The organism is Streptomyces sp. DH24, from assembly GCF_029813775.1.
Lineage (GTDB): Bacteria > Actinomycetota > Actinomycetes > Streptomycetales > Streptomycetaceae > Streptomyces.
The window spans coordinates 54262-77420 of sequence record NZ_JARVKW010000016.1 but is presented as its reverse complement, the minus strand read 5'-3'; the positions used below and the strand labels follow the sequence as shown (position 1 = coordinate 77420).

The 23159-nt window shown below is 73.0% G+C and carries 26 protein-coding genes; 15 read left to right on the top strand and 11 right to left on the bottom strand.

Going from position 1 to position 23159, the window contains the following annotated elements:
- The first annotated feature begins 144 nt into the window (after positions 1-144).
- The 5 genes from QC282_RS15460 (at position 145) to QC282_RS15440 (ending at position 4511) form a co-directional block, all read left to right on the top strand.
- Positions 145-501 carry a YciI family protein gene (locus QC282_RS15460; protein WP_279549957.1) on the top strand — a complete coding sequence of 119 codons (357 nt, stop codon included), beginning with the start codon at positions 145-147 and terminating at the stop codon, positions 499-501.
- Entirely contained in the window at positions 501-1688 is a 1188-nt protein-coding gene (locus QC282_RS15455; protein ID WP_279549956.1) for an RNA polymerase sigma factor, read from the top strand. Before QC282_RS15460 ends, QC282_RS15455 begins: the two co-directional genes overlap by 1 nt.
- A gap of 238 nt (positions 1689-1926) precedes the next feature.
- A complete protein-coding gene (locus QC282_RS15450; protein WP_279549955.1) occupies positions 1927-2817 on the top strand; it encodes a glycoside hydrolase family 19 protein in 891 nt (296 codons plus the stop codon).
- 173 nt (positions 2818-2990) lie between these two features.
- Complete coding sequence (locus QC282_RS15445; RefSeq protein ID WP_279549954.1) at positions 2991-3383, top strand: VOC family protein; 393 nt, start codon at positions 2991-2993, stop codon at positions 3381-3383.
- Positions 3384-3431: 48 nt separating this feature from the next.
- Positions 3432-4511 (top strand): adenosine deaminase, encoded by a 1080-nt coding sequence (locus QC282_RS15440; RefSeq protein ID WP_279549953.1) that lies wholly within the window; start codon positions 3432-3434, stop codon positions 4509-4511.
- On the opposite strand, the gene QC282_RS15435 is transcribed toward QC282_RS15440, so the two are convergent.
- Both QC282_RS15435 and QC282_RS15430 read right to left on the bottom strand, forming a co-directional pair.
- On the bottom strand, positions 4493-5008 hold the full coding sequence (locus QC282_RS15435) for a DUF664 domain-containing protein (protein WP_279550024.1): 516 nt from the start codon (positions 5006-5008) through the stop codon (positions 4493-4495). The two genes, QC282_RS15440 and QC282_RS15435, sit on opposite strands and share 19 nt — an antisense overlap.
- A gap of 26 nt (positions 5009-5034) precedes the next feature.
- On the bottom strand, positions 5035-5919 hold the full coding sequence (locus QC282_RS15430; RefSeq protein ID WP_279549952.1) for a LysR substrate-binding domain-containing protein: 885 nt from the start codon (positions 5917-5919) through the stop codon (positions 5035-5037).
- A 127-nt stretch (positions 5920-6046) separates the two neighbouring features.
- On the opposite strand from QC282_RS15430, the gene mgrA reads away from it, so the two are divergent.
- Complete coding sequence (mgrA, locus tag QC282_RS15425; protein ID WP_279549951.1) at positions 6047-7039, top strand: L-glyceraldehyde 3-phosphate reductase; 993 nt, start codon at positions 6047-6049, stop codon at positions 7037-7039.
- Positions 7040-7137: 98 nt separating this feature from the next.
- On the opposite strand, the gene QC282_RS15420 is transcribed toward mgrA, so the two are convergent.
- Together QC282_RS15420 and QC282_RS15415 are read right to left on the bottom strand one after the other, a co-directional pair.
- Positions 7138-7422 carry a DUF1905 domain-containing protein gene (locus QC282_RS15420; RefSeq protein ID WP_279549950.1) on the bottom strand — a complete coding sequence of 95 codons (285 nt, stop codon included), beginning with the start codon at positions 7420-7422 and terminating at the stop codon, positions 7138-7140.
- Between the two features lie 84 nt (positions 7423-7506).
- Positions 7507-7890: a nuclear transport factor 2 family protein gene (locus QC282_RS15415; RefSeq protein WP_279549949.1), complete on the bottom strand. Its 384-nt coding sequence runs from the start codon at positions 7888-7890 to the stop codon at positions 7507-7509.
- A gap of 387 nt (positions 7891-8277) precedes the next feature.
- Here QC282_RS15415 and QC282_RS15410 point away from each other — a divergent pair, with 387 nt between their 5' ends.
- Genes QC282_RS15410 through QC282_RS15395 form a run of 4 tightly spaced genes read left to right on the top strand, consistent with a single transcriptional unit; the run spans position 8278 to position 12646 of the window.
- Positions 8278-8688, top strand: coding sequence for a hypothetical protein (locus QC282_RS15410; protein WP_279549948.1), 411 nt, complete (start codon positions 8278-8280; stop codon positions 8686-8688).
- A gap of 50 nt (positions 8689-8738) precedes the next feature.
- On the top strand, positions 8739-11078 hold the full coding sequence (locus tag QC282_RS15405) for an FHA domain-containing protein (protein WP_279549946.1): 2340 nt from the start codon (positions 8739-8741) through the stop codon (positions 11076-11078).
- A 6-nt stretch (positions 11079-11084) separates the two neighbouring features.
- Entirely contained in the window at positions 11085-11657 is a 573-nt protein-coding gene (locus tag QC282_RS15400; RefSeq protein ID WP_279549945.1) for a hypothetical protein, read from the top strand.
- Positions 11657-12646: a serine/threonine-protein kinase gene (locus tag QC282_RS15395; RefSeq protein ID WP_279549944.1), complete on the top strand. Its 990-nt coding sequence runs from the start codon at positions 11657-11659 to the stop codon at positions 12644-12646. The genes QC282_RS15400 and QC282_RS15395 overlap by 1 nt, the downstream gene beginning before the upstream one ends.
- Positions 12647-12666: 20 nt before the next feature.
- Here QC282_RS15395 and QC282_RS15390 read toward each other — a convergent pair whose 3' ends face one another.
- On the bottom strand, positions 12667-13947 hold the full coding sequence (locus tag QC282_RS15390) for a streptophobe family protein (RefSeq protein WP_279549943.1): 1281 nt from the start codon (positions 13945-13947) through the stop codon (positions 12667-12669).
- Between the two features lie 205 nt (positions 13948-14152).
- Between QC282_RS15390 and QC282_RS15385 the strand changes: the two genes are divergently transcribed.
- On the top strand, positions 14153-15367 hold the full coding sequence (locus QC282_RS15385) for a DUF6777 domain-containing protein (protein WP_279549942.1): 1215 nt from the start codon (positions 14153-14155) through the stop codon (positions 15365-15367).
- A 10-nt stretch (positions 15368-15377) separates the two neighbouring features.
- Here the strand turns inward: QC282_RS15385 and QC282_RS15380 are convergent, their stop codons facing one another.
- Complete coding sequence (locus QC282_RS15380; protein WP_336621073.1) at positions 15378-15788, bottom strand: PRC-barrel domain-containing protein; 411 nt, start codon at positions 15786-15788, stop codon at positions 15378-15380.
- Positions 15788-16372 (bottom strand): PRC-barrel domain-containing protein, encoded by a 585-nt coding sequence (locus QC282_RS15375; protein WP_279549940.1) that lies wholly within the window; start codon positions 16370-16372, stop codon positions 15788-15790. Before QC282_RS15375 ends, QC282_RS15380 begins: the two co-directional genes overlap by 1 nt.
- Positions 16373-16590: 218 nt before the next feature.
- Here QC282_RS15375 and QC282_RS15370 point away from each other — a divergent pair, with 218 nt between their 5' ends.
- Positions 16591-17043, top strand: coding sequence for an ATP-binding protein (locus tag QC282_RS15370; RefSeq protein WP_279549939.1), 453 nt, complete (start codon positions 16591-16593; stop codon positions 17041-17043).
- Between the two features lie 253 nt (positions 17044-17296).
- Here the strand turns inward: QC282_RS15370 and QC282_RS15365 are convergent, their stop codons facing one another.
- The gene (locus QC282_RS15365; protein ID WP_279549938.1) at positions 17297-18184 is read right to left on the bottom strand and encodes an RNA polymerase sigma factor SigF; all 888 of its coding nucleotides are present in this window, start codon (positions 18182-18184) and stop codon (positions 17297-17299) included.
- Between the two features lie 194 nt (positions 18185-18378).
- On the opposite strand from QC282_RS15365, the gene QC282_RS15360 reads away from it, so the two are divergent.
- A complete protein-coding gene (locus tag QC282_RS15360; RefSeq protein WP_279549937.1) occupies positions 18379-18804 on the top strand; it encodes a helix-turn-helix transcriptional regulator in 426 nt (141 codons plus the stop codon).
- 21 nt (positions 18805-18825) lie between these two features.
- Here QC282_RS15360 and QC282_RS15355 read toward each other — a convergent pair whose 3' ends face one another.
- The 3 genes from QC282_RS15355 to QC282_RS15345 form a co-directional block, all read right to left on the bottom strand.
- Positions 18826-19428: an ATP-dependent Clp protease proteolytic subunit gene (locus QC282_RS15355; protein ID WP_279549935.1), complete on the bottom strand. Its 603-nt coding sequence runs from the start codon at positions 19426-19428 to the stop codon at positions 18826-18828.
- Between the two features lie 2 nt (positions 19429-19430).
- Positions 19431-20084, bottom strand: coding sequence for an ATP-dependent Clp protease proteolytic subunit (locus QC282_RS15350; RefSeq protein WP_279549933.1), 654 nt, complete (start codon positions 20082-20084; stop codon positions 19431-19433).
- Positions 20085-20233: 149 nt separating this feature from the next.
- Positions 20234-21439, bottom strand: coding sequence for an epoxide hydrolase (locus tag QC282_RS15345; RefSeq protein ID WP_279549932.1), 1206 nt, complete (start codon positions 21437-21439; stop codon positions 20234-20236).
- Positions 21440-21567: 128 nt separating this feature from the next.
- Between QC282_RS15345 and QC282_RS15340 the strand changes: the two genes are divergently transcribed.
- Both QC282_RS15340 and QC282_RS15335 read left to right on the top strand, forming a co-directional pair.
- Positions 21568-22050: a VOC family protein gene (locus QC282_RS15340; RefSeq protein WP_279549930.1), complete on the top strand. Its 483-nt coding sequence runs from the start codon at positions 21568-21570 to the stop codon at positions 22048-22050.
- A 272-nt stretch (positions 22051-22322) separates the two neighbouring features.
- Positions 22323-23120, top strand: a complete 798-nt coding sequence (locus tag QC282_RS15335) for a VOC family protein (protein ID WP_279549929.1) — start codon at positions 22323-22325, stop codon at positions 23118-23120.
- Positions 23121-23159: the final 39 nt, after the last annotated feature.

The window sequence follows — 23159 nt, the reverse complement described above, 5'->3', positions numbered from 1 at the left end:
GCTCCTGCGGCGGGCGGGGTGGGCGGTGCCGGCGGTGCGATTCCCGCCGGAATTTCTTCCGGTGCCGCCCCGCCCGCTGTCGATCCGGGGGTGTGCCGTTCGTGTAGGAGGTGACACGACACCCGCGATGGCGAGGAGGCCGTCATGAAGCACTACCTGTTGAACGTGATGCAGCCCGGCTGGGACGAACTGCCCGCCCCGGAGGTACTGGCCGAGATCGGCAGGAACCTCGACGCCTTCCACCAGGAACTGCGCGAGGCGGGCGCCTGGGTCTTCGCCGGCGGCCTGCACGGCCCGGAGTCCTCCACCGTGCTGCGGCCCCGGGACGGCGACGTGCTGATCACCGACGGGCCGTACGCCGAGGGCAAGGAACAGCTCGGCGGCATCTGCGTGGTCAAGGCGCCCGACCTGGACGCCGCCCTGGAATGGGGCCGCAGGGCGGCCCGGGCGACCACCCTGCCGATCGAGGTGCGGCCCTTCATGGGGGAAGCCGAGGACTGATGGGCGCCGACGTCGAGGAGGTCTTCCGCGCGGAGTACGGCCGCGCGGTCTCCGTCCTCGTCCGCTTCCTCGGCGACATCGATCTCGCCGAGGAAGCCGTCCAGGACGCCTTCACCACCGCCGTACGGCGCTGGCCGGAGACCGGCGTGCCGCCCGGCCCGGCCGGGTGGATCATCACCACCGCCCGCAACCGCGCCCTCGACCGGCTGCGCCGCGAGTCCTCCCGCGAGGCCCGCCACGCCGAGGCGGCCCTGCTGCACGCCCCCGGCGCGCCGCCCGAGGAGGGCCCCGTGCGCGACGAACGCCTCCGCCTCATCTTCACCTGCTGCCACCCCGCGCTCGCGCCCCGGGCGCGGGTCGCCCTCACCCTGCGCCTGCTCGGCGGGCTCACCACCGCTCAGATCGCCCGGGCCTTCCTGGTGCCCGAGCCGACGATGGCCCAGCGGCTCGTCCGGGCCAAGGCCAAGATCCGCGACGCGGGCATCCCGTACCGCGTGCCCCGCGACGCCGACCTCCCCGACCGGCTCCAAGGGGTTCTCGCCGTCGTGTACCTGATCTTCAACGAGGGGTACGGCGGCGCGCCGGAGCTGTGCGCCGAAGCCGTGCGGCTCGGGCGGGTCCTCGTCGAGCTCATGCCCGACGAGCCCGAGGTCACCGGCCTGCTCGCGCTGATGCTCCTCGTGGAGTCCCGCCGCACGGCGCGCCAGGACGACCACGGCGAGCTCGTGCCGCTGCCCGAGCAGGACCGCGACCGTTGGGACCGGGAGCTGATCGCGGAAGGGCAGGCGCTCGTCCGCCGCTGCCTGCGCCGCAACCGGCCGGGCCCGTACCAGATCCAGGCCGCCGTCCAGGCCGTCCACAGCGACGCCCCGACCGCCGACGCCACCGACTGGGCGCAGATCCTCCAGCTGTACGACCACCTCATGGCCGTCTCGCCCGGCCCGGTGGTGGCCCTGAACCGCGCGGTCGCCGTGGCCGAGACCCGGGGCCCGCGGCAGGCCCTCGACCTCGTCGACGGGCTGGACCTCGCCGGCTACCACGTCTTCCACGCCGTCCGCGCCGACCTGCTGCACCGCCTGGGCCGCGACACCGAGGCCGTGGAAGCCTACGGGACGGCCGCCGCCCTCACCCGGAACCCCGCGGAACGCGCCTGGCTGGAGCGCCGTCGACGCACCCTCGCGGGCTGAGCGCCACGCCGCCCGCGAGGGTGCGTGGGCCTCGGCGACACCGCGCGCGGAAACGGCCGTTGGCATGGTGACTGGTCTACACCCTTGACTGGTACAGACCAAAGCGGTTGAGTGTGCCTCCACACCCCCCACCCCGGCCGCCCCCCACGCCGGGGCGGTTCGCCGGCGAGCCCGCACAGGCTCCGCCGCGGGCTGCCCCGTGCCCGGAACGGCCCTGCTCCGCAAGGGAGTTGATCCTGTGTCGAGGCGCCGCACATCCGCCCTCCTGGCCGCGCTGGTCATCTCGAGCGCCGCGCCGGTGCTCCTGCCGGCCACCCCGGCTTCCGCAGCGGCCTGTTCGAGCTATCCGAGCTGGGTGGCCGGCAAGTCGTACAACGCCGGCGACATCGTCCGCTACACCGACGGCAAGGCGTACATCGCCGAGCACGCCAACCCGGGCTACGACCCGACCATCAGCACCTGGTACTGGGAGCCGTACGCCTGCGACAGCGGTTCCGGGACGCCGGTCGGCAGCTTCGTGGTGACCGAGGCCCAGTTCAACCAGATGTTCCCGAACCGGAATTCGTTCTACAGCTACAGCGGGCTCACGGCCGCGCTCAGCGCCTACCCCGGCTTCGCGAACACCGGCGGCGACACCACCAAGAAGCAGGAGGCCGCGGCCTTCCTCGCCAACGTCAGTCACGAGACCGGCGGTCTGGTGCACGTGGTCGAGCAGAACCAGGCCAACTACCCGCACTACTGCGACTGGAGTCGGCCCTACGGCTGTCCGGCCGGGCAGGCGGCCTACTACGGGCGCGGTCCGATCCAGCTCAGCTGGAACTTCAACTACAAGGCCGCGGGCGACGCGCTCGGCATCGATCTGCTGGGCAATCCCTGGCTCGTGGAACGGGACTCGGCCGTCGCCTGGAAGACCGCGCTGTGGTACTGGAACACCCAGACCGGGCCCGGCACCATGACGCCCCACAACGCCATGGTCAACGGCGCGGGCTTCGGCCAGACCATCCGCTCCATCAACGGCTCACTGGAGTGCGACGGCAAGAACCCGGCGCAGGTGCAGAGCCGCGTGAACAACTACCAGCGCTTCACGCAGATCCTCGGAGTGTCCCCGGGCGGCAACCTGTACTGCTGACCCCGCACCGCGAAGGCGGCGCCCCTCCTGTGCGAACGGCGGGGGGCGCCGCCTTCCGCTTTGCTGCCTTCCGCTTTCCCGCCGGCCCCGCCGGAAGCGGACCGCCATGGACTGGCGTCCACCGGGTTTTACGTATAACCTCACCCGTCAATCGCACCGCCCGGAAGGTCCGCATGAGACGCATCGCCCTGGTCACCCTCGTCGTCGGCGACTACGACGAGGCGATCCGCTTCTACACCGAGGCCCTCGGATTCCGGCTGGTCGAGGACACCCCGCGCCCCGACGGCTCGCGCTGGGTCGTCGTCCGGGCCGGCGCCGACGGGCCCGGCACCGACCTGCTGCTCGCCCGCGCCAAGGGTGAGGCGCAGCGGGCCCGGACCGGCGACCAGACCGGGGGACGCGTCGGCTTCTTCCTGCACACCGACGACTTCGCCCGCGACCACGCCCGCATGCTCGCCGCCGGCGTCACCTTCCTGGAGGAGCCGCGCCACGAGCCGTACGGCACGGTCGCCGTCTTCCAGGACCTGTACGGCAACCGCTGGGACCTGCTCCAGCCCGCCGCCTAGCACCCCCGCGGCCCCACCCGAACGCCCCGCACCGAGGAAACACCGCCCATGAACTCTACGCGCATAGACGCCGCCGTCCTCCGCCGCCTGCCCAAGGCGGTCCTGCACGACCACCTCGACGGCGGCCTGCGCCCCGCCACCGTCGTGGAACTCGCCGAAGCGGTCGGCCACACCCTGCCCACCACCGACCCCGACGAGCTGGCCGCGTGGTACGTCGAGGCCGCCGACTCCGGCGACCTGGTCCGCTACATCGCCACCTTCGAGCACACCCTCGCCGTCATGCAGACCCGCGAGGGCCTGCTGCGCGCCGCCGAGGAGTACGTCCTCGACCTGGCCGCCGACGGCGTCGTCTACGGCGAGGTGCGCTACGCCCCCGAGCTGATGCTGAAGGGCGGCCTGACCCTGCCCGAGGTCGTGGAGACCGTCCAGGAGGGCCTGGCCGCCGGCATGGCCAGGGCGGCGGCAGCGGGCACCCCGGTCCGCGTCGGCACCCTGCTGTGCGGCATGCGGATGTTCGACCGCGTCCGCGAGGCCGCCGACCTGGCCGTCGCCTTCCGGGACGCCGGGGTCGTCGGCTTCGACATCGCCGGCGCCGAGGACGGCTTCCCGCCCGCCGACCACCTCGCCGCCTTCGAGCACCTGCGCCGCGAGAACGTGCCGTTCACCATCCACGCCGGCGAGGCCCACGGCCTGCCCAGCATCCACCAGGCCCTCCAGGTGTGCGGCGCCCAGCGCATCGGGCACGGTGTGCGCATCACCGACGACATCCCCGACCTCGCCGCCGGCAAGCTCGGCCGCCTCGCCGGCTGGGTGCGCGACCGCCGGATCGCGCTGGAGATGTGCCCGACGTCCAACCTCCAGACCGGCGCGGCCACCTCGATCGCCGAGCACCCGATCACCGCGCTGAAGGACCTCGGCTTCCGCGTCACCCTCAACACGGACAACCGGCTGGTGTCCGGCACGACGATGACCCGTGAGATGTCCCTGCTGGTCGAGCAGGCGGGCTGGACGGCCGAGGACCTGCGCACGGTCACGGTGAACGCACTCAAGAGCGCGTTCATCCCGTTCGACGAGCGGGGCGCCCTCATCGAGGACGTCGTCCTGCCGGGCTACGCGGACGTGCTCTGAAGCAGCCCCCGGACGTAGGCGGCCTGTCCGACGTGCTGGAGATCGTCGGACAGGACGCTGACCAGCCGGACGCCGAGGGTGACCGGCGGGTCCCAGCGCTCGTCCACGACACGCTCCAGGTCCCTGGCGGTCAGCTCGCGCAGGGCTCCGAGGGTCTGCTCGTGCACGGCGTCGTAATACCCGGTCAGCAGGTCGGCGGAGTCGACCCGCACCTTCGCCACCTTCGCCGCGCTGTGCCCGTACCCGGTGTCGTGGCGGGGCAGGTCCAGCCCGAACCGCTTGGCCCAGTCCCGGGTCAGCCACACCTGGTCGAGTGCGAAGGCGTCGGCGATGTGGTCGTCCTGGACGCGGGTGAGATGCCAGACGAGCCAGGCGATCGAGTTCGTGTCGTCGGCGGGGCGGGCGTTGAGGTCGTCGGGGCCGAGGTCCTCGACGGTGGCGTGGACTTCTTCCCGGATGCGGCCGTAGGCCTCGATGAGGATGTCCTTGGCATGCATACCGTCCACCATCGCCCAGTCCGGGCTCACGCGCTCCCCGTCTCCAGCAATGCCATCAGCGCCCGGGCCGCCGGACTGGTGGCCTGCGGCGGCGGCAGCAGCGCGATCGTCTCGTAGGCGGCCTCGCCGGTGCCCTTCAGCGGCAGCGAGACGAGGGAGGCCCGCTTGGCGCGGAAGTGCCGCGGCACGACGGCGACGCCGAGGCCCTCGCCGATCAGGTCGAGCAGGCCGTGCACGTCGTTCACCTCCAGCGCGACCGTCCGCCGCACCCCGGCCGCGGCGAACGCCGTGTCGGTGACGCGGCGCGGCCCCCAGTCGGGGTGGAAGTCGACGAACACCTCGTCGGCGAGGTCCTGCGGGGTCAGCGCCGTCCCGCCGGCCGCCAGGCGGTGGCCGGAGTGGCACAGCACGGTCATCGGCTCACTGGTCAGCGAGGCGGAGCGCAACTGGTCGGTGTCCGCCTGGGTCCGGTAGGCGAAGGCCAGGTCGAGACGGCCGGCCGCGACCTCCTCCGCCAGTTCCCCGGAGCCGGCCTGCCGCAGCCGGATCTCCACGTCCGGGTGGCGGCGTCGGAACGCGGCCAGCAGCCCCGCCACATCGACTCCGGCGATGCACTGCTCGGTGCCCAGCGACAGGGTGCCGCGCAGTACGCCCTGCACCGCGGCGACCGCCTCGTGCGCCGCCCGTACCTGCGCGAGGATCCGCTGGGCCTCGCCCAGCAGCGCCCGTCCGGCCTCCGTGAGGGTCACCCGGCGGGTCGTCCGCACGAACAGCGGTGTCTGCAGCTCCCGCTCCAGGGCACGGATGGACGCCGACAGGCCGGACTGGGAGACCAGCAGCCGTTCCGCCGCGCGGGTGAAATGCTGGTCCTCGGCGACCGCCACGAAGTGCTGGAGATGGCGCAGTTCCATGATTGAGAAGCGTAGCCGCTGAATCCCATCGGATTCTTCTGTTGGACCACTGCCCGCAGGCCGCGCGAGAGTGGGACCCGGTTTCCGACAAGCCCCGGCACCCCGTGCCAACCCCTCTGGAGTCGCGTTGTACACCGCACACCCCGACCGCTACGCGGACATGCCCTACCGGCGCACCGGACGCAGCGGCCTCAAGCTCCCCGCGCTCTCGCTCGGCCTGTGGCACAACTTCGGCCCGGACCGTCCGGTCGAGACCCAGCGCGCCATCCTGCGCCGCGCCTTCGACCTGGGCGTCACGCACTTCGACCTGGCCAACAACTACGGGCCGCCGCCCGGCGCCGCCGAGTCCGCCTTCGGCGAGGCGCTGCGGGCCGACTTCGCCTCCTACCGGGACGAGCTGGTGATCTCCACCAAGGCCGGCTACCTGATGTGGCCGGGCCCGTACGGCGAATGGGGTTCGCGCAAGTACCTGCTGTCGTCGCTCGACCAGAGCCTGACGCGCATGGGCCTGGACTACGTCGACATCTTCTACTCGCACCGCCCGGACCCGGAGACTCCCCTGGAGGAGACGATGGGCGCCCTGCACTCCGCGGTGCAGCAGGGCAAGGCCCTCTACGTCGGCGTCTCGAACTACTCCGCCGAGCAGACCCGCGAGGCCGCCCGCATCCTCGGCGAGCTGGGCACCCCGCTCCTCATCCACCAGCCGCGCTACTCGATGCTCGACCGGCGCCCCGAGGACGAGGGCCTGCTCGACGCGCTGGACGAGCTCCAGGTCGGCTCCATCGCCTACTCGCCGCTGGAGCAGGGCCTGCTCACCGGCCGCTACCTGAACGGCATCCCCGAGGACTCCCGCGCCGCGAGCGACAGCCCCTTCCTGAACTCCGACGCCGTCACCGAGGAACTGGTGGGCCGGCTGCGCACCCTGAACGACGTGGCGAAGTCCCGCGGCCAGTCCCTGGCGCAGATGGCGCTGGCCTGGGTGCTGCGCGGCGGCCGGGTGACCTCCGCCCTGGTCGGCGCGAGCAGCCCGCAGCAGCTGGAGGACAGCGTCGCCGCGATCGGGAACCTGGAGTTCGACGCGGACGAGACCGCCCGCATCGACGCGGTCGTCCGGGCGTAGGGACGGACCGGACCGCACCGGCGCGGCGGTCCGGGTGCAGGGACGGGCCGCACCGGCGCGGCGGTCCGGGCGCGCGGTCCGTGCCGGGGGAGCGGCTCCTAGCCGAGCCGCTCCTCCAGGCGGACGGTGACCGGGTCGCCCTCCCCCTTGCCGATCGCTTTGCGGAGACCGGCCTTCACGGGCAGCTTGTGGGTGCCGTCCCCCAGCGCCATGAACGCACTGCGGAACGGATGCCCGTCGATCGTCCCGCGGACCTTGACCAGCCCCCGGGTGCCGAAGAACTCCACGGACCCGGGCCAGACGAGATACGTCCAGCCGCCCTCGGCGGGGCTCTTGCGCAGGACGGCGGTGAATTCCGCGTCCAGTGTTCCGGTCGTGCCCATGATGTCCTCCGGCTTCCGGCGGTGTTCCCGTGGTCTCTCACACCACAGACCCCCGGAAGCCCGGGAACTCATCGCGGACGGCCGTCACCCCTGGGCCGGCACCCGGTCCAGGAAGCCCAGCACCGACCTGATGCGTCCGGCGGCGTCCAGGGTGATCACGTCCGAGCCGGCCACCGGCGCGGAGCCGTCCGCCTCGCTCACCAGCTCCCAGGAGAACCGGGCCGTGTCGTGATGCCCGTCCACGGCGCCGGAGAGCCGGAAGGCGAACCCCGGGAACTGCTCCCGGGCCGCCGCGATCACCGCGGCTATCGCGTCGTGTCCCCGGACGTCGGCCAGCGGGTCGGTGTAGGCGCCGTCCTCCGTCCAGGCCGCGGCCACCGCCTTCGCGCGGGCGCCGGAATCACCGGCGTTCCAGGCGGCGAAATACCGGGCGACGGCGTCCTCGTAGCGGTTCGGGTGTGCGGGCATGGGCGATCAGCCTCCATCGAGGTCGTATCCGCTGGTCGGGAGCCGGGTCCGCGGGTCGGCCCGGCGGTTCCCACGATGCCCGCGCCCGGCCGGACCGTCGATTACCTCCCAGGTCATGCGCCGGCACCTCCCGGTCCTGCGCCCGGTCCGTCCGGACGCCGCCGGATTCCGGCCAGTTCGCGCGGTGAATATGCCAGGAGACTGGCCGGAAAGGCATGGTGACAGTGATTCAGCAGTGAACATACTCAACTGCGGGAGCGCTTCACGCCGCGCGACAGCGCCCTCACGCACAGCACACGAGCCCACGGTACGAGAACAGGCAGCACGCCGGCCGCACGGACAGCCAGGCCCGCCCGGCAGGTGAGCGCTGCGACGGGGGAGGCCACCGTGCACGACGAATTCCTGTGCCACGTCACCGCGTACGGGGTCTGCGACGGCAGACGCATCGGCGTCCCGCTGGGCACGTACCGTGCGCCCACGCTGGCCCTCGCCCTGTGGTGGCTGCGGGACCGCGCCTGCTGGATCGCCGACCGCCTCGACCCGCGGCCCGACGCCGAGCACTTACCGCCGGGCGCGCTCGTCCCCGTCGCCGCCACGGTGCCCGACGTGCCCGCCGTGCTCCGCGCCTGGTGCGGCGACGTCGCCCAACAGGAGCTGATCGCCGAGGAGTTGGCCGCCGGACGGCTGGTTCGCATCGCCACCGGCGACGACACCACCGAGTACGAACTGCTCGCCGAGTCCGTGGACGCCCTGCGCATGCAGCGGACCATCCCGGCGCTGGTCGTCCCCGTCGCCTGACCCCGCCCGCAGATCAGGCGCACATCTGGTCGAATCGGTAGAATCCAGTCATGGCAGAGCGGCCGTTCGCGCCGATCGCGCCCGAACTCGTCGTGGAGACCGAAACGGGCTCCACGGTGATGACTCCGGGCCGCGACTACCACGTCGGACGCGACCCGTCGAGCGACATCGTCATCGACGACGCCCGGGTCTCGTGGCACCACGCCGTGCTGCGCCCCGAGGACGGCCACTGGACGATCGAGGACGAGCACAGCACCAACGGCACCTACGCCGACGGCCGCCGCGTGGACTTCGGGAACGTCGGACCCGGCAGCGTCATCCGCTTCGGCAGCCCCGCCGACGGCCCCCGTGCCGTCCTCCTCGGCCGGACCCGGCCGCCGCCGGAACGCCCGTCCGCCGTGGCCAACCCGGCGGGCACCGGAACCTACCGGCAGCCCACCACCGTACGGCCGCTGCCCACCCGCACCGTCCGCATCGGCCGCGCCCCCGACAACGACCTCGTCGTGGCCGACCTGGTCGTCTCCCGCCGCCACGCCGAACTGCGCGCCCTGCCGGACGGCACCTACGAGATCGCCGACCTCGGCAGCCACAACGGCACCTACCTCAACGGCCGGCCCGTCACCGCCGCCCCCATCGGCCCCGGCGACATCGTCGGCATCGGCCACTCGGCGTTCTGCCTCGTCGGCGACACCCTCCAGGAGTACGTCGACACCGGCGAGATCTCCCTCGACGTCCAGGACCTCACCGTCGCCGTGGACCGCGGGCGCAAGACACTGCTCGACCACGTGTCGTTCCCGGTGGGGGAGAAGTGCCTGCTCGCCGTGGTCGGCCCGAGCGGCGCCGGCAAGTCCACCCTGCTCGGCGCCCTCACCGGCCAGCGGCCCGCCGACCACGGCACCGTCGTCTACGACGGCCGCGACCTCTACCGCGACTACGCCGAGCTGCGCCAGCGCATCGGACTCGTCCCGCAGGACGACATCCTGCACGCCCAGCTCACCGTCCGCGCCGCCCTCACCTACGCCGCCGAGCTGCGCTTCCCCCAGGACACCGCCAGGGCCGAGCGCCGCGCCCGCGTCGACGAGGTGATCCGCGAACTCGGCCTGGAACAGCGCGCCGGACAGCCCGTGCACAGCCTGTCCGGCGGGCAGCGCAAGCGGGTCAGCGTCGCCCTGGAACTGCTCACCAAGCCGTCACTGCTGTTCCTGGACGAGCCGACCTCCGGCCTCGACCCCGGCATGGACCGCTCGGTGATGCACATGCTGCGCGGCCTCGCCGACGACGGCCGCACCGTCATCGTGGTCACCCACAGCGTCCTCAGCCTCGACGTGTGCGACCGCCTCCTCGTCCTGGCACCCGGCGGCAAGGTCGCCTACTACGGCCCGCCCGACGAGGCGCTGGAGTTCTTCGGATTCGAGCAGTGGCCGGAGGCCTTCGAGGCCTTCGAGAGGGACGCCGACCGCGACTGGGCGGGCGACTTCCACCACGCGCCGGAACACCGCCGGTACGTCGCCGACGCCTCCGCGCAGCCCGCGCTGCCGCGCTCCGGACCCGTCGTCATCACCCCGCCGCCCCGCCCCCGCAGCCGCACCGCCCAGCTCGGCACCCTGGTCCGCCGGTACGCCGCCGCCCTGAGCGCCGACCGCACCTTCCTCGCCATCATGATCGCGCTGCCGTTCGTCATGGGCGCCATGGCCCGGGCCCTGGCGGGCGGCACCCTGACGCGGGAGACGGCGATGAACGCGCTGCTGATCCTCTGCGTCGGCGGCGTGCTCACGGGCGCGGCCAACGCCGTCCGGGAACTCGTCAAGGAACGGGTGATCTACCAGCGGGAGAGAGCCGTCGGCCTGTCCAGATCCGCGTACCTGCTGTCCAAGATCGTCGTCCTCGGCGCCATCACCGTCCTCCAGGCCGTGGTGCTCACCCTCGTCGCCCTGCTCGGCGTCGACCTCAACGCGCCCGGCGGCAAGGGCGTGCTGCTGCCACCGCTCGTGGAGATCATCGTCGCCGTCGCGCTGCTCGCGTTCACGGCCATGATGCTGGGCCTGCTCGTGTCCGCGCTGGTGCGCAAGGAGGAGGTCACGATGCCGCTGCTCGTCCTCCTCGCCATCGTCCAGGTCGTGTTCTGCGGCGCCCTGCTGAAGCTGGACGGCGTGCCGGGCCTCGAACAGCTGTCGTGGCTGGTTCCGTCGCGGTGGGCGCTCGGCGCCATGGCCGGCACCGTGGGCCTCGCGCGGATCGTGCCAGGCGACCTGACCGCCGACCCGCTCTTCCAGCACTCCGCCGGGGTGTGGCTGCTGAACGTCGGCATGCTGGTCGTGCTGTCGGCCGTCCTCGCCTTCCTGGTCTCCCGGCTGCTGCGGCGGCACGAACCCGCCGTGATGCGGAAGTAGGCGCCCATGACGACCCCCGGCTTCCGGCCCACGCACGTCGTCCCGCAGGACGGCATGACCGCCTGGGACGCGCCCGACCCGGCCCGGCCCACCGTGCCCCTCGACGCGCTGCTGCCCGTCCAGCTCCTGGAACGGAGCGGCGACTGGGCGCGGGTACTGTGCTCCAACGGCTGGTCGGCGTGGGTCGACGGCCGCTTGCTGATCGCCGTGCCCCAGGACCCGCCCGCCGCCGAGGGCCCGCTCACCCGCACCGCCGACCCGCGCCCGCTCCTCGCCCGTGCCCAACAGGCCCTGGCCCGCTACCTCGGCGCCGTCGAGGAACTCTCCTCCGGCGCTCTGGACGGGGAGACCTTCCGCGACCGCACCCGCGGGCTGCGCATCGGGGCGGTCGTCGACGGGGAGTCCGTGTGGCTGTACGACAGCGACCACGGCCGCTGGGTCTACGCCGACGGCACCCGCCTCACCACGTACGCCGCCGACGAGAAGCCCCGCGCCGGCGCCCCGGACCCCGCTCCGGTGGCCGCCGCCGACCAGGGCCACGCCCCCACCCGGGTCGTGACGCCCGACGGTGACCGCTGATGCCCGGCGGCACCGGCCCCTCCTCCGGCCGCCCCTCCGAACTCGTCGGCCGGCAGATCGCGGCCTACCGCATCGAGGACGAGATCGGCCGCGGCGGCATGGCCGTCGTCTACCGCGCCCGGGACCTCCGGCTGGACCGCACGGTCGCCCTCAAGCTGCTCGCGCCGGAACTCGCCCGCAACGACACCTTCCGGCGCCGCTTCACTCACGAGTCCCGGGTCGCCGCCGCCATCGACCACCCGCACATCGTGCCGGTCTTCGAGGCGGGCGAGACGGACGGCGTGCTGTACATCGCCATGCGCTACGTCGCCGGCAGCGACCTGCGCCATCTCCTCGACCGGCAGGGCCCGCTGCCGCCCGCCACCGCCGTACGCATCGCCGCGCAGGTCGCCTCGGCGCTCGACGCCGCCCATGCCCACGGCCTGGTGCACCGGGACGTGAAGCCGGGCAACATCCTCGTGTCGCGCGGCACCGACAGCGACCACCCCGAGCACGTGTACCTCACCGATTTCGGCCTGACCAAGAAGTCCCTGTCGCTGACCGGGTTCACCACGGTCGGCCAGTTCGTCGGCACCCTCGACTACGTGGCACCCGAGCAGATCTCGGGCCGCCCGGTCGACGCCCGCTGCGACGTGTACGGCTTCGCCTGCGTCGTGTACGAGACCCTCGCCGGGCACCCGCCGTTCCGCCGCGACGACGACATGGCCCTGCTGTGGGCCCACCAGTACGACGAGCCGCCGCCGCTGACCGGCGCCCGGCCCGAGCTCGCCCGGCAGGTCGACGCCGTCTTCGCCAGGGCCCTGGCCAAGAGCCCCGGCGACCGCCACGACTCCTGCCTGGCCTTCGTCGCCGCCCTGCGCACGGCCCTGACCGGCGCCGTCGCGACGGACCGTCCCGCGACGCAGGTCGACCTGCGGGTCGCGGCGGCGGCGGACCGGCCCGCCCGGCCGCCGCGCTGGGCCGAGCCGGTGTTCCGCCCCGGCCCGTAGCGTCCCCGGAGCCGCGCCGCTCACCGCCCGCGGTCGGCCGCGGCCTCGCCCCGGCGGCGCACCGGACGCGCCAGCAGACCGCCCAGGAAACCGGCGGCCAGGCCCCACAGCAGGGCCAGTCCGACGGCCGTCCACAGCCGGGGCCGCAGGAACAGCTCCCCGGCCAGGTCGCCGCCCAGATCGCCGATGCCGAGCACGGACAGGCCGTAGTGCGCGGTGAGCCGGGCGACGAGGCAGATCATGAGCACCGTGAGGGCGAGCGCCACGGCCATGTGCACCGCGTGCTGCCACAGACGCGTCCGGGCCGGGGACCGCGTCGCCATCAGGAACCCGGCGGCCGGCACGAGCACCGCGGCGGCGACCACCAGCCACCACACCCGGCCGTCCTGCTCGGCGAGCGTGCCGACGTCGAGCGTGGCCCCGCCGGGCGCCCGCAGCACCTCGTCCAGCGCCTGCGGCATCGGCAGCCCGAACGGCCCTTCCGCCCGGCCCTCCCAGGCGGCGCCCAGACCGAGCGTGAGCGCGAGCCACGCCAGGTTCGGCAGACCGAGGAGCAGCACCGCGAAGGTCTCCGCCGGGTGCTCCCGCGTCACCGCGACGACCAGGCCGATCACGACACCCAGCGCCACGTACACCAGCAGCAGCACCACCATCGCGTACGCCGCCGGACGCACCGCCGCCGCGAAGCGCAGCAGCCGGCCGGGCAGTGGCGCACCGGCCGCCACCAGCATGGCCAGCACCAGCACACCGGCCAGCCACAACAGGCCGAACAGCAGCGTCAGCGGCGCGTCGGCGCGGAAGCCGACCCTCGGCGACACCCCGAACAGCTCGCCGATGTCGGCCGGCGCCCCTTCGCCGAGGGACACCTCGAAGGTCTTGCGCGCGGCGAGGACCAGCGCCAGGAGCGCCAGGAGCCACAGGGCGGCGATCCGCCCGGCCCAGCCGGCCAGCTCCCGGGCGCCCGCGACCGCCCGGTGCCGCAGCGGACGCAGGAAACCGGCGGCGACCACGAGCGCGCCGGTCAGCGTGACGGACAGCGGGATCACGGTCAGCCCGGCGTCCGTGTCGGCCAGTCCGCCGGCGTCCCCCGACATCTCGACGACGCCGCCTACCGCCGTGACGAGGGTCGCGGCCACGACCCGCCAGAACGCGTTGTCCGGCAGGCCGGTGGCACCGGCGGCCCACAGCCCCAGCGCGGCGACCACGGCCATGGCGATCAGGCCGGCCAGCACGGTGGCGCCGGCCTGCACCCAGCCGTGGCGGGCGACGACGGCCTGATCGGAGGGGGTCCGTGAGCTCACGCTGCCACGCTAGGCAGCCACCGTCGGGTGCGCCCGCCGGGCTCGGCCGTCCGCGTCGGCTTGCGGGCGACCCGGGACACGGGCACACAATGAGAATGTTGTGAACAAAGCGGCACATTTCCTGCGCGTGAGAGTGCATCAGAACGCCTGAGGCGCTTGAGGACGCACAAGAAGCCGCACGGACCCACGCGGGAAGAAGAGCTCGATGAGCGCCGAACCGCCGTCATCCGGCCGCCCCACTGGGCCGCCCTCCGGCCCGCTGTCCGGTCCTTCCGAGGGCCCCACCCGGCAGTCGTCCGGACCGCCCTCGTCGCAGCCTCCGTCGTCCGGCCCGCCGTCACAGCCGCCCTCCGGACCGCCGCCGCCGCCCTCGTCGGGCGGTGCCCACCGGGATCCGTCCGAACCGGGCAGACCCTGGTGGCGGTCCGTGCCCAGGGTGGCGACCATCGCCGCGGTCGTCGCCGCCGCCGTGATCGTCGCTCTGGTTTTCAGCCGCCCCGACGGCGGCTCGGAGGCCGGCGGCGAGATCTTCCTCCAGGCCGCGGGCAAGTCCGGCCCCGACCCGTTCACCGAGTCGACGGCGAAGGACGACTCGGCCCCGCCCGTCACCCCGTCCCCGACGACCCAGTCGCCGTCCGCGAACGCGGTGCGCGGCGTGGACGGCGGCGCGCCCGGCCTCTACGGCGGCACGCGCAACGTCGCCAGCTGCGACGTCGAGAAGCAGATCAAGGCCCTGGCGGCGGACCCGGCGAAGAACAGGGCGTTCGCCTCGGTCGCCCGGGTCGCGCCGTCCGGCGTCCCGGCCCATCTGCGCTCCCTCACCCCCGTGCAACTGCGCATGGACACCCGCGTCACCAACCACGGCTACCGCGACGGCGCCGCCACCAGCTACCAGGCCGTCCTCCAGGCGGGCACCGCCGTCCTGATCGACGACCGCGGCGAGCCCCGCGTGCGGTGCGCCTGCGGCAACCCGCTGACCGCGCCCGTCGCCCAGCAGGGCACCCCGCGCCGGACCGGCGACTCCTGGCCGTCGTACGACCCGGCGGGCGTCGTCGCGGTCTCGCCCGCGAAGCAACCGGTCAAGTCCTTCGTCGTCTACGACCCCGAGGAGGGCACCTGGTTCACCCGCGCCAAGGGCGACACCGGCGGGAAGGACCGCGAGACGGAGCCCCCGGCCGACCGGCCCACCCCGTCGGCGAGCGTCACGACACCGTCGACGCCGGCCGAGCCGGACGAGGAGTCCTCCCCGCGCGAGAACGGCACCACCCCCGAGCCGGAGCCGGAGTCGCCGGACCCGCCGACCTCCGAGGAGCCCTCGCCCGAGGACTCGCCGCCGGCGTCCGAGCCCGCGCCCGGCACGCCGCCGCAGTCGGCGCCCGGCTCCGGCGAGCAGCAGCCGGACAGCTCCCCGGCGATGTGAGCGGTCCGGCTCAGCCCGCGAGGACGACCAGGGCGTAGTCGCCGAGCCCGAGCAGCCGGCGCGGCGGCACCTCGCCGAGCGTCGTGAAGACCGCCTCGATCCGGCCGGTGTCCTGGTCGAACGCGACGTCCAGCACCGTGCCGCGCAGCTCGCCCGCGTCGGTGAGGATCCGCCGGTCCAGGACGTCGTGGTGCGGCGGCACCGGGCCGGGGGAGTGCGGCGCGTCGACGATCACGCCGCCGGGCCCGAAGGACCGCAGCGCCGACCACGGCAGGACCGCCTTGCCGAGCCGGCCCGTGCGGACGCGCAGCTGCGTGACCGTGCCGGCGGCAACGTCGACGGTCAGCGACTGCAGGACGCCCACCTCGGCGCCGATACCCGCTCCCCTCACCGGCAGGCCGCGCACCTGCGTGAACAGCATCACGACGGCGAGCCCTTCCGGGAGTGGTGGAACGCCCCGGCCCGCACCGCGAAGGCCGGCAGGTCCTCCGCCGTGAAACGGGTCACGTCGGACTCCACCACCAGGGTCCGGCCGGAGACGGCGACCGCTTCGCCCCGCGGCAGGTACACCGGACGGCGGCGGCGCCCGGTCAGCGGCGTCAGCGTCCGCGGCCCGGCGATCCGGAACCCCACGACCCGGCCGCTCGCGCCGCCCACCACGATCACGTCGAGCACCGTGCCGACCTCGTCGCCGTCGTCCGTACGGACCCGTGCGCCGATGAGCCGTCCCCGCAGCGGCCCGCCGTACGCGGCGACGACGTCCGAGCGCACCAGCCGCCGGGGATCGCGGATCATCACCGCGTCGTGGCCGAGGGAGTGCACCGCCGGCCACGGCAGGCCGTGCTGCAGGGAACCCGACAAAAGCCCCAGACCGCTCAGCGTGAAGCCGGCGATCCGCTCGGCGCGCCCGTCGAAGACCGCTTCCTTGATCTGGCCGACGGCGTCTCCGCCCAGCGTGACCGCCGGGCGGGTCGTCAGGCTCCGCGCGGCCATGAGCTCGTTCATCGCACGCCCTTCCCGCCGGGCCGGCGTACCCCCGCGGGATCACCACGACGGCGCGGTTGCGGCCCCGGTCCCCGGTTCCCTGCCCGGGTGCCCCGCACGGATGGGAAGATGTCCCCGGTGTCAGGCTCGGCCCCGCGGAGGGGACTGCGCGGGCCCGCACGGGGTACGAGCACAGTTGCAGCAGTGTCCGGCCAGGCCGGCTTCCGAGAGAGAAACGCATGACCCAGTACGTGGGCGGGACAGTGATACCGACTGGTTTCGACGTGCCCGTGGAACCGCTTCGGCGGGCGGCGCACTACACCGGCGAGCCCGGATGCATCGCCGAGGCCCGGGCCTTCGCGGCGCAGTTCCTGGAGCAGCTCAGGAACGAGTGGTGCGCCGAGATCGACGGGCGCACCGAGGGAGCGGTGCTCCTGGTGGTGAGCGAACTGGTCACCAACGCGGACCGGCACAGCAACGGCCCGTACATCCTGGAGCTGGAGGGCACCGACGCGTCGGTGACCGTCCTCGTCTACGACAGCAGCGCCGCGCTGCCACGGCGGTTCCCGCGTGACCCGGAGCGGGTCGGCATGCACGGCCTGGAGATCGTCCACGCGCTGACGAAGCAGATCGTCGTCGAGCGGGTGCCGGTGGGCAAGCGAGTGCGGGCCACCCTGGAGTTGGCCGGCTGAGGCACGCGCTCAGCGGAAACGACCGGCCGATCGCGTACGGGCGAGGCCGGTCATGTGTGTGTGGTCACGTGTGAAGTCGTCCGAAACCGCCGGGGAGCGTGAGCCGCGCGAAGTCGCCGGACGGCGTCCGACTCCACGGCGGTTCACTGCCGCCCGACGTGGGCCACGTATACGACGCCGAGGGCCGCCGGACATGCGGGAGCGCCGGGCGCAGCCGCACGCCGACAGCGGCCCCGCCCGACGCGGTCCTCGCTCAGGCGCAGCCCAGCTCGCCCAGCATCCCCTCACGCAAGCGTGTGATCAGGCGCTTGATCAGGCGCGAGACATGCATCTGCGAGCAGCCGAGCCGTTCGCCGATCTCCGCCTGGGTCGCCTCCTCCACGAACCGCATATGGATGATCTGCCGGTCCCGCTCGCTCAGCTCGGCCATCAGCGGCGCCAGCGACTGGAAGTCCTCCACCAGCCGCAGCCCGTCCTCCTCCACGCCGATGAAGTCGGCGAGAACGGCCTCGCCGTTCTCCGGCCCGTCGCCCGTCAGCGCGGCGTCCAGCGACGAGGAGTTGTAGCCGTTGGCGGCGATCTGCGCCTCCACGACCTCCTTCTCGGAGATGTTGAGCAGCGTGGCCAGCTCGTTGACCGTCGGTTCGCGGTCCAGCCGGCTGGCGAGTTCCTCGCGGGCCTTGGCGAGCTCGACACGCAGCTCCTGAAGCCGGCGCGGCACGTGCACGGCCCATGTGGTGTCACGGAAGAAGCGCTTGATCTCACCGACGATGTACGGGAGCGCGAACGACGTGAACTCCACCTCGCGCGACAAGTCGAACCGGTCGATCGCCTTGATCAGACCGATCATGCCGGTCTGGACGATGTCCTCCATGTCGTCGCCGCGGCCCCGGAACCGGCCCGCCGCGAACCGCACCAGGGACATGTTCATCTCGATCAGGGTGTTGCGCGCGTACTGGTATTCGTGCGTGCCCTCTTCGAGCTCCGTCAGCCGACGGAAGAACTGACGGGACAACTCCCGGGCGTCACGCGGCGCCACGGTCTTCGGGTCCTCTACTCCCGGCAGGTTCCCGTCCTGCATCCTGGTCTCGGCGGTCTCCTCGGAGCCCTGTACCTCCGGCCGGATCACGGCGGTGTCCATTGCCTCTCCCCACAAAAAGTCTTGGCGATGACGTCTGCCTGGGTGCTTCCCCAAGAGCGCGTACCCCGGGGTCGGCCGTGCATGCCCCCCTATTTTCGCGGGCGGCGCGAAGGGCGTCCCGCGCGCCCCCGTGATTCACCCAGGGCGGAACGCCCATCCCTTCCCTCCGGGACCAGGACTCCTAGGCTTGAGGGGTGAGTATCCAAGCGACGAACCACGCCCGTGTCATCCGGCTGCGCCCGGCCTCCTCCGAGCCGGCCTCCCCCGAGCAGAGGACACCCGCGCCGCGCTCCCTGCCGTCGGCCCCCGCCCCGAAGGAACCCCTGTGGCGCGATCTGGTGGGCGACGTCCTGCGCCAGGAACGCCTGGCCCAGGAACGCACGCTCAAGGACGTCGCCGACGCCGCCCGCATCTCCATGCCGTACCTGTCGGAGGTGGAGCGGGGCCGCAAGGAGGCCTCGTCGGAGGTCCTCGCGGCCGCCGCCCACGCCCTCGGCCTGGGCCTGGGCGACCTGCTGTCCCGGGCCCACGGCGAACTCGCCCGGATCACCTCACGGCAGGCGACCGGTGGCCGCGCCACGTCCGCCTCGCGGCACGGCGGGCTGTGCCTGGCCGCCTGACGGCGCCCCCGGGCCGGCGTCTCAGACCGTCATCAGGCGCCGGCTCAGCACCTCGTCGGCCAGCCCGTAGGCCACCGCCTCCTGGGCGGTGAACACCTTGTCGCGGTCCATGTCCGCGCGCAGCGTCGCCACGTCGTGGTGCGTGTGCCGCGACAGCACTTCCTCCACCTGGGAGCGGATCCGCACCAACTCCTTGGCCTGGAGCGTCAGGTCGGACACCGTGCCCTGCCGGCCGCCGCTGGCCGGCTGCCCGAGCAGCACGCGCGCGTGCTCCAGCACGAACCGCCGCCCCGGGTCCCCGCCGGCCAGCAGCACCGCCGCCGTCGACGCCGCCTGCCCGACGCAGAACGTCGAGATCGGCGCCTGCACGAACGTCATCGTGTCGTAGATCGCCATGAGCGAAGTGAACGAGCCGCCGGGAGAGTTGATGTAGAGCGCGATCTCGTTCTCCGGCGCCGCCGACTCCAGGTGCAGGAGCTGCGCGATGACGACGTTGGCGACGCCGTCGTCGATCTCGGTGCCGAGAAAGATGATCCGCTCCGACAGCAGCCGGCTGAACACGTCGTACGACCGCTCGCCCTGCGGGGTGCGCTCGACGACGTTCGGAATCGTGTACGTCCCCATGGCTACAGCCCCGTCCTGCGTCGTGAGGAGGCCGGGCGGACGTCCGCGAGGGACTCCACGACCCGGTCCACCATGCCGTACTCCCTGGCCTCCTCGGCCGTGAACCAGCGGTCCCGGTCGCCGTCCCGGGAGATGGTCTCCACGCTCTGCCCGGTGTGCTCGGCGGTGATCCGCTCGATGGTCCGCTTGGTGAACTCCAGGTTCTCCGCCTGGATCTCGACGTCGGCCGTGGTGCCGCCGATGCCCGCGGACGGCTGGTGCATCATGATCCGCGCGTTGGGCAGGGCGTACCGCTTGCCGGGCGCGCCGACGGCGAGCAGGAACTGGCCCATGCTGGCGGCGAATCCCATGGCGAGCGTCGAGACGTCGTTCGGGATGAGCCGCATCGTGTCGTAGATGGCCAGACCGGCGTGCACCGAGCCGCCGGGGCTGTTGATGTACAGGGCGATGTCGGTGCGCGGGTCTTCGGCCGACAGGATCAGCAGCTGGGCGCAGACCCGGTTGGCGGACACCTCGTCCACCTGCGTGCCCAGCAGCACGATGCGCTGCGCGAGCAGTTGGGCCGCGAGGTGGTCGTCGAACCGGGTCGGAGGGGTGTCGCCCTCCTCCGCCCGGGGCAGCGGGGCCGGCACCGGGCCGGCGGCGAACGGAGACATCGGCGCTCCTTGTCGAGTCGTGGCGGCGGTCGCGGCGCCGTGCTCGGCGCCGCCTCTCCACTCTCGGCCCGGCGCGGCCCTCTCCGGGGAGGTATAGGCCCGCAGCAGATTCGCCACGAGCAGAGCGGCCAAAGGGCCCTCGCGCGCGGTCAGTCGCCGTCCTTCTCGCGCAGCTGCCGGAAGAACGCCCGTACGTCGTCGACCAGCAGGTCGGGTTCCTCCATCGCGGCGAAGTGCCCGCCCCGGTCGAACTCCGTCCAGCGCACCAGGTTCTCGGTGCGCTCCGCCTTGTACCGCAGCGGCATCTGCGGCTCGGCCGGGAAGAGGGCGAGCGCGGTCGGCGCGGTGGACGGCTCCGCGGGCCGCGCGGCCCGGCCGGTGGCGTGCGCGCGTTCGTAGTAGATGCGCGCCGACGAACCCGCCGTGCCGGTCAGCCAGTACAGCATCACGTTGGTGAGCAGCCGGTCCCGGTCGACCGCCTCCTCGGGCAGCTCCCGCGAGTCCGTCCACTCGCGGAACTTCTCCACGATCCAGGCGAGTTGACCGACGGGCGAGTCCGTCAGGCCGTACGCCAGGGTCTGCGGCCGGGTGGCCTGCTGGACGGAGTAGCCGGTGCCCTCGCTCGTCCAGGCGGCCCAGCGGCGCCAGGAGGCGAGCGTGCGCTCCCGCTCCTCGGGGCCGAGCGCGGCCAGCTCCTCCTCGGTCGGCTCGGTGGCCGCGTGCGCGCCCGGCAGCAGATTGAGGTGGACGCCGATCACCCGGTCCGGGTGGGCGCGGCCCAGTTCGCGGGAGATCGCCGCTCCCCAGTCGCCGCCCTGCGCGCCGAACCGCTCGTAACCGAGCCGCCGCATCAGCTCGGCCCAGGCGTCCGCCACCCGGCCGCCCTCCCAGCCCGGCTCCGTGGTCGGCCCCGACAGCCCGAAGCCGGGAATGCTCGGCACCACCACGTGGAAGGCGTCGGCCGGGTCGCCGCCGTGCGCGGCCGGGTCCGCCAACGGGCCCACCACGTCGAGGAACTCCACGATCGAACCGGGCCAGCCATGGGTGACGATCAGCGGCGTGGCGTTCGGCTCGGCCGACCGGACGTGCGCGAAGTGGATGTTCGCGCCGTCGATCGTGGTGGTGAACTGCGGCCACTCGTTGAGCCGTGCCTCGGCGGCGCGCCAGTCGTACTCGTGCCGCCAGTGGCGCACCAGCTCGCGCAGATACTCCGGCGGCACGCCGTACGCCCATCCCGTCCCGGTCAGCCCCTCGGGCCAGCGGGTCCGGTCGAGGCGGTCGTGCAGGTCGTCGAGGTCGCGCTGCGGGACGTCGAGACGGAAGGGCCGGACGGACGCCGGCTGCGGTGAGTTCATGAACGTGATGTTAGTTCCGGTGTATGGCTGTACGCGTGAATTGTCCGGCCCGCCGACCGATGAGTTCCGCGGCGCCGACCGGTCGACACAGATGACCGTTCTCCATGCCAAGCCTTCGGGAGGCAGACATGACCACCGACGGATTCACCACGTGTCTCTGGTTCGACGACCAGGCCGAGGAAGCCGCTCAGTACTACGTGTCCCTGTTCGAGAACTCCGCCGTCACCGGCGTCACCCACTACGGCGAGGGGGCCCCGCGCCCCGCGGGCAGCGTGCTGACCGTGGACTTCACGGCGAACGGCCAGCGGTTCGTCGCGCTGAACGGGGGCCCGGAATTCACCTTCAACGAGGCCGTCTCCTTCCAGATCCTCTGCGCGGACCAGAAGGAGGTCGACTTCTACTGGGACCGGCTCACCGAGGACGGCGGCACGCCCGGCCCGTGCGGCTGGCTCAAGGACAAGTACGGACTGTCCTGGCAGGTCGTGCCGGTCCGGCTGACGGAAATGATCGGCGGCCCGGACCCGGAGAAGGCGGGCCGCGCGACCAAGGCGATGATGTCGATGGGCAAGCTCGACATCGCCGAACTGGAGAAGGCGTACGCGGGGGAGTAGGGCCGGGAGAGGGCCGTTCACCGGTCCTCGGCCGGCCGCCCGGCCGGACAGTTCCCTGCCGGGCGGCCGGTGGAGGAGATCCTCGCCGAGGGCCGGCGAGGCATCGATCCGGACCCCGCCCGCCCCCGTCCCCAGGGCATGCACGGGCCCCGGCCCGGTGGCCGGCCGCCGTGCCGTCCCGCGCGTCCGGGCACGTTCGGCGCGCGACCCGGACCGAGGGTGACTAGCGTGAAAAAACGGACCAACCAATCGAATCCCGAAAGGCCGCGGTCATGGCGGTACAACCTGAGGGGGCCCCTTGCTGGGCCGACGCGATGTTCGGTGACGTCGAGGGAGCCAAGCGGTTCTACGGCGGCGTCCTCGGCTGGACCTTCGGCGAGGCGTCGTCGGAGCACGGCAACTACACCGAGGCCTACGCCGACGGCAAGGCGGTCGCGGCCGTCGTGCCGCCGATGTCCGGCAACGAAGGTCACTCGCAGTGGTGCCTGTACTTCGCGACGCAGGACGCCGCCGCCACGGCCGCGCGCGTCCGGTCGGCGGGCGGCGAGGTGCTGATGGAGCCCATGCAGGTCGGCGACTACGGCACCATGTGCCTGGCCCGCGACCCCGGCGGCGTCGTCTTCGGCCTGTGGCAGGCCGGCCGGCACGAGGGCTTCGAGGCGATGGCCGAACCCGGCGCGTACTGCTGGGCGGAGGTCTTCACCCGCGCACCCGAGAAGTCCGACGCGTTCTGGCCCGCGCTGTTCCCGTACCGGGCGAAGCAGATGCAGGACGACGCCGTCGACTTCCGGATCTTCGACCTGGACGACCGCAGCGTGCTGGGCCGGATGAAGATGGGGGACGAGTTCCCGCCCGAGGTGGACCCCTACATGAACGTGTACTTCACCGTCGAGGACTGCGACGTGGCCGTCTCGCGGGCCACGGAGCTCGGCGGCGTACTGCGGTTCGGGCCGATGGACACACCGTTCGGGCGGTTCGCCGCCCTGAGCGACCCGCAGGGCGCGAACTTCTCGGTCATCGACATCACCAGGACCGAGGGCGAGATGCCGCAGACGACCGACGTGGGCTGAGAGCCCTCCCGCCCGAGGCCGGAGACCCCGCGCGCCCAT

What these genes read in the sequence shown, in the direction of transcription:
- QC282_RS15345 (WP_279549932.1), bottom strand. Translation starts at nt 21,439, where the DNA reads ATGAACTCACCGCAGCCGGCGTCCGTCCGGCCCTTCCGTCTCGACGTC.
- QC282_RS15375 (WP_279549940.1), bottom strand. Translation starts at nt 16,372, where the DNA reads ATGAACGAGCTCATGGCCGCGCGGAGCCTGACGACCCGCCCGGCGGTC.
- QC282_RS15435 (WP_279550024.1), bottom strand. Translation starts at nt 5,008, where the DNA reads ATGCATGCCAAGGACATCCTCATCGAGGCCTACGGCCGCATCCGGGAA.
- QC282_RS15460 (WP_279549957.1), top strand. Translation starts at nt 145, where the DNA reads ATGAAGCACTACCTGTTGAACGTGATGCAGCCCGGCTGGGACGAACTG.
- QC282_RS15340 (WP_279549930.1), top strand. Translation starts at nt 21,568, where the DNA reads ATGACCACCGACGGATTCACCACGTGTCTCTGGTTCGACGACCAGGCC.
- QC282_RS15420 (WP_279549950.1), bottom strand. Translation starts at nt 7,422, where the DNA reads ATGGGCACGACCGGAACACTGGACGCGGAATTCACCGCCGTCCTGCGC.
- QC282_RS15380 (WP_336621073.1), bottom strand. Translation starts at nt 15,788, where the DNA reads ATGCTGTTCACGCAGGTGCGCGGCCTGCCGGTGAGGGGAGCGGGTATC.
- QC282_RS15370 (WP_279549939.1), top strand. Translation starts at nt 16,591, where the DNA reads ATGACCCAGTACGTGGGCGGGACAGTGATACCGACTGGTTTCGACGTG.
- QC282_RS15335 (WP_279549929.1), top strand. Translation starts at nt 22,323, where the DNA reads ATGGCGGTACAACCTGAGGGGGCCCCTTGCTGGGCCGACGCGATGTTC.
- QC282_RS15395 (WP_279549944.1), top strand. Translation starts at nt 11,657, where the DNA reads ATGCCCGGCGGCACCGGCCCCTCCTCCGGCCGCCCCTCCGAACTCGTC.
- QC282_RS15440 (WP_279549953.1), top strand. Translation starts at nt 3,432, where the DNA reads ATGAACTCTACGCGCATAGACGCCGCCGTCCTCCGCCGCCTGCCCAAG.
- QC282_RS15430 (WP_279549952.1), bottom strand. Translation starts at nt 5,919, where the DNA reads ATGGAACTGCGCCATCTCCAGCACTTCGTGGCGGTCGCCGAGGACCAG.
- QC282_RS15385 (WP_279549942.1), top strand. Translation starts at nt 14,153, where the DNA reads ATGAGCGCCGAACCGCCGTCATCCGGCCGCCCCACTGGGCCGCCCTCC.
- QC282_RS15350 (WP_279549933.1), bottom strand. Translation starts at nt 20,084, where the DNA reads ATGTCTCCGTTCGCCGCCGGCCCGGTGCCGGCCCCGCTGCCCCGGGCG.
- QC282_RS15400 (WP_279549945.1), top strand. Translation starts at nt 11,085, where the DNA reads ATGACGACCCCCGGCTTCCGGCCCACGCACGTCGTCCCGCAGGACGGC.
- QC282_RS15415 (WP_279549949.1), bottom strand. Translation starts at nt 7,890, where the DNA reads ATGCCCGCACACCCGAACCGCTACGAGGACGCCGTCGCCCGGTATTTC.
- QC282_RS15365 (WP_279549938.1), bottom strand. Translation starts at nt 18,184, where the DNA reads ATGGACACCGCCGTGATCCGGCCGGAGGTACAGGGCTCCGAGGAGACC.
- QC282_RS15355 (WP_279549935.1), bottom strand. Translation starts at nt 19,428, where the DNA reads ATGGGGACGTACACGATTCCGAACGTCGTCGAGCGCACCCCGCAGGGC.
- QC282_RS15455 (WP_279549956.1), top strand. Translation starts at nt 501, where the DNA reads ATGGGCGCCGACGTCGAGGAGGTCTTCCGCGCGGAGTACGGCCGCGCG.
- QC282_RS15405 (WP_279549946.1), top strand. Translation starts at nt 8,739, where the DNA reads ATGGCAGAGCGGCCGTTCGCGCCGATCGCGCCCGAACTCGTCGTGGAG.
- QC282_RS15445 (WP_279549954.1), top strand. Translation starts at nt 2,991, where the DNA reads ATGAGACGCATCGCCCTGGTCACCCTCGTCGTCGGCGACTACGACGAG.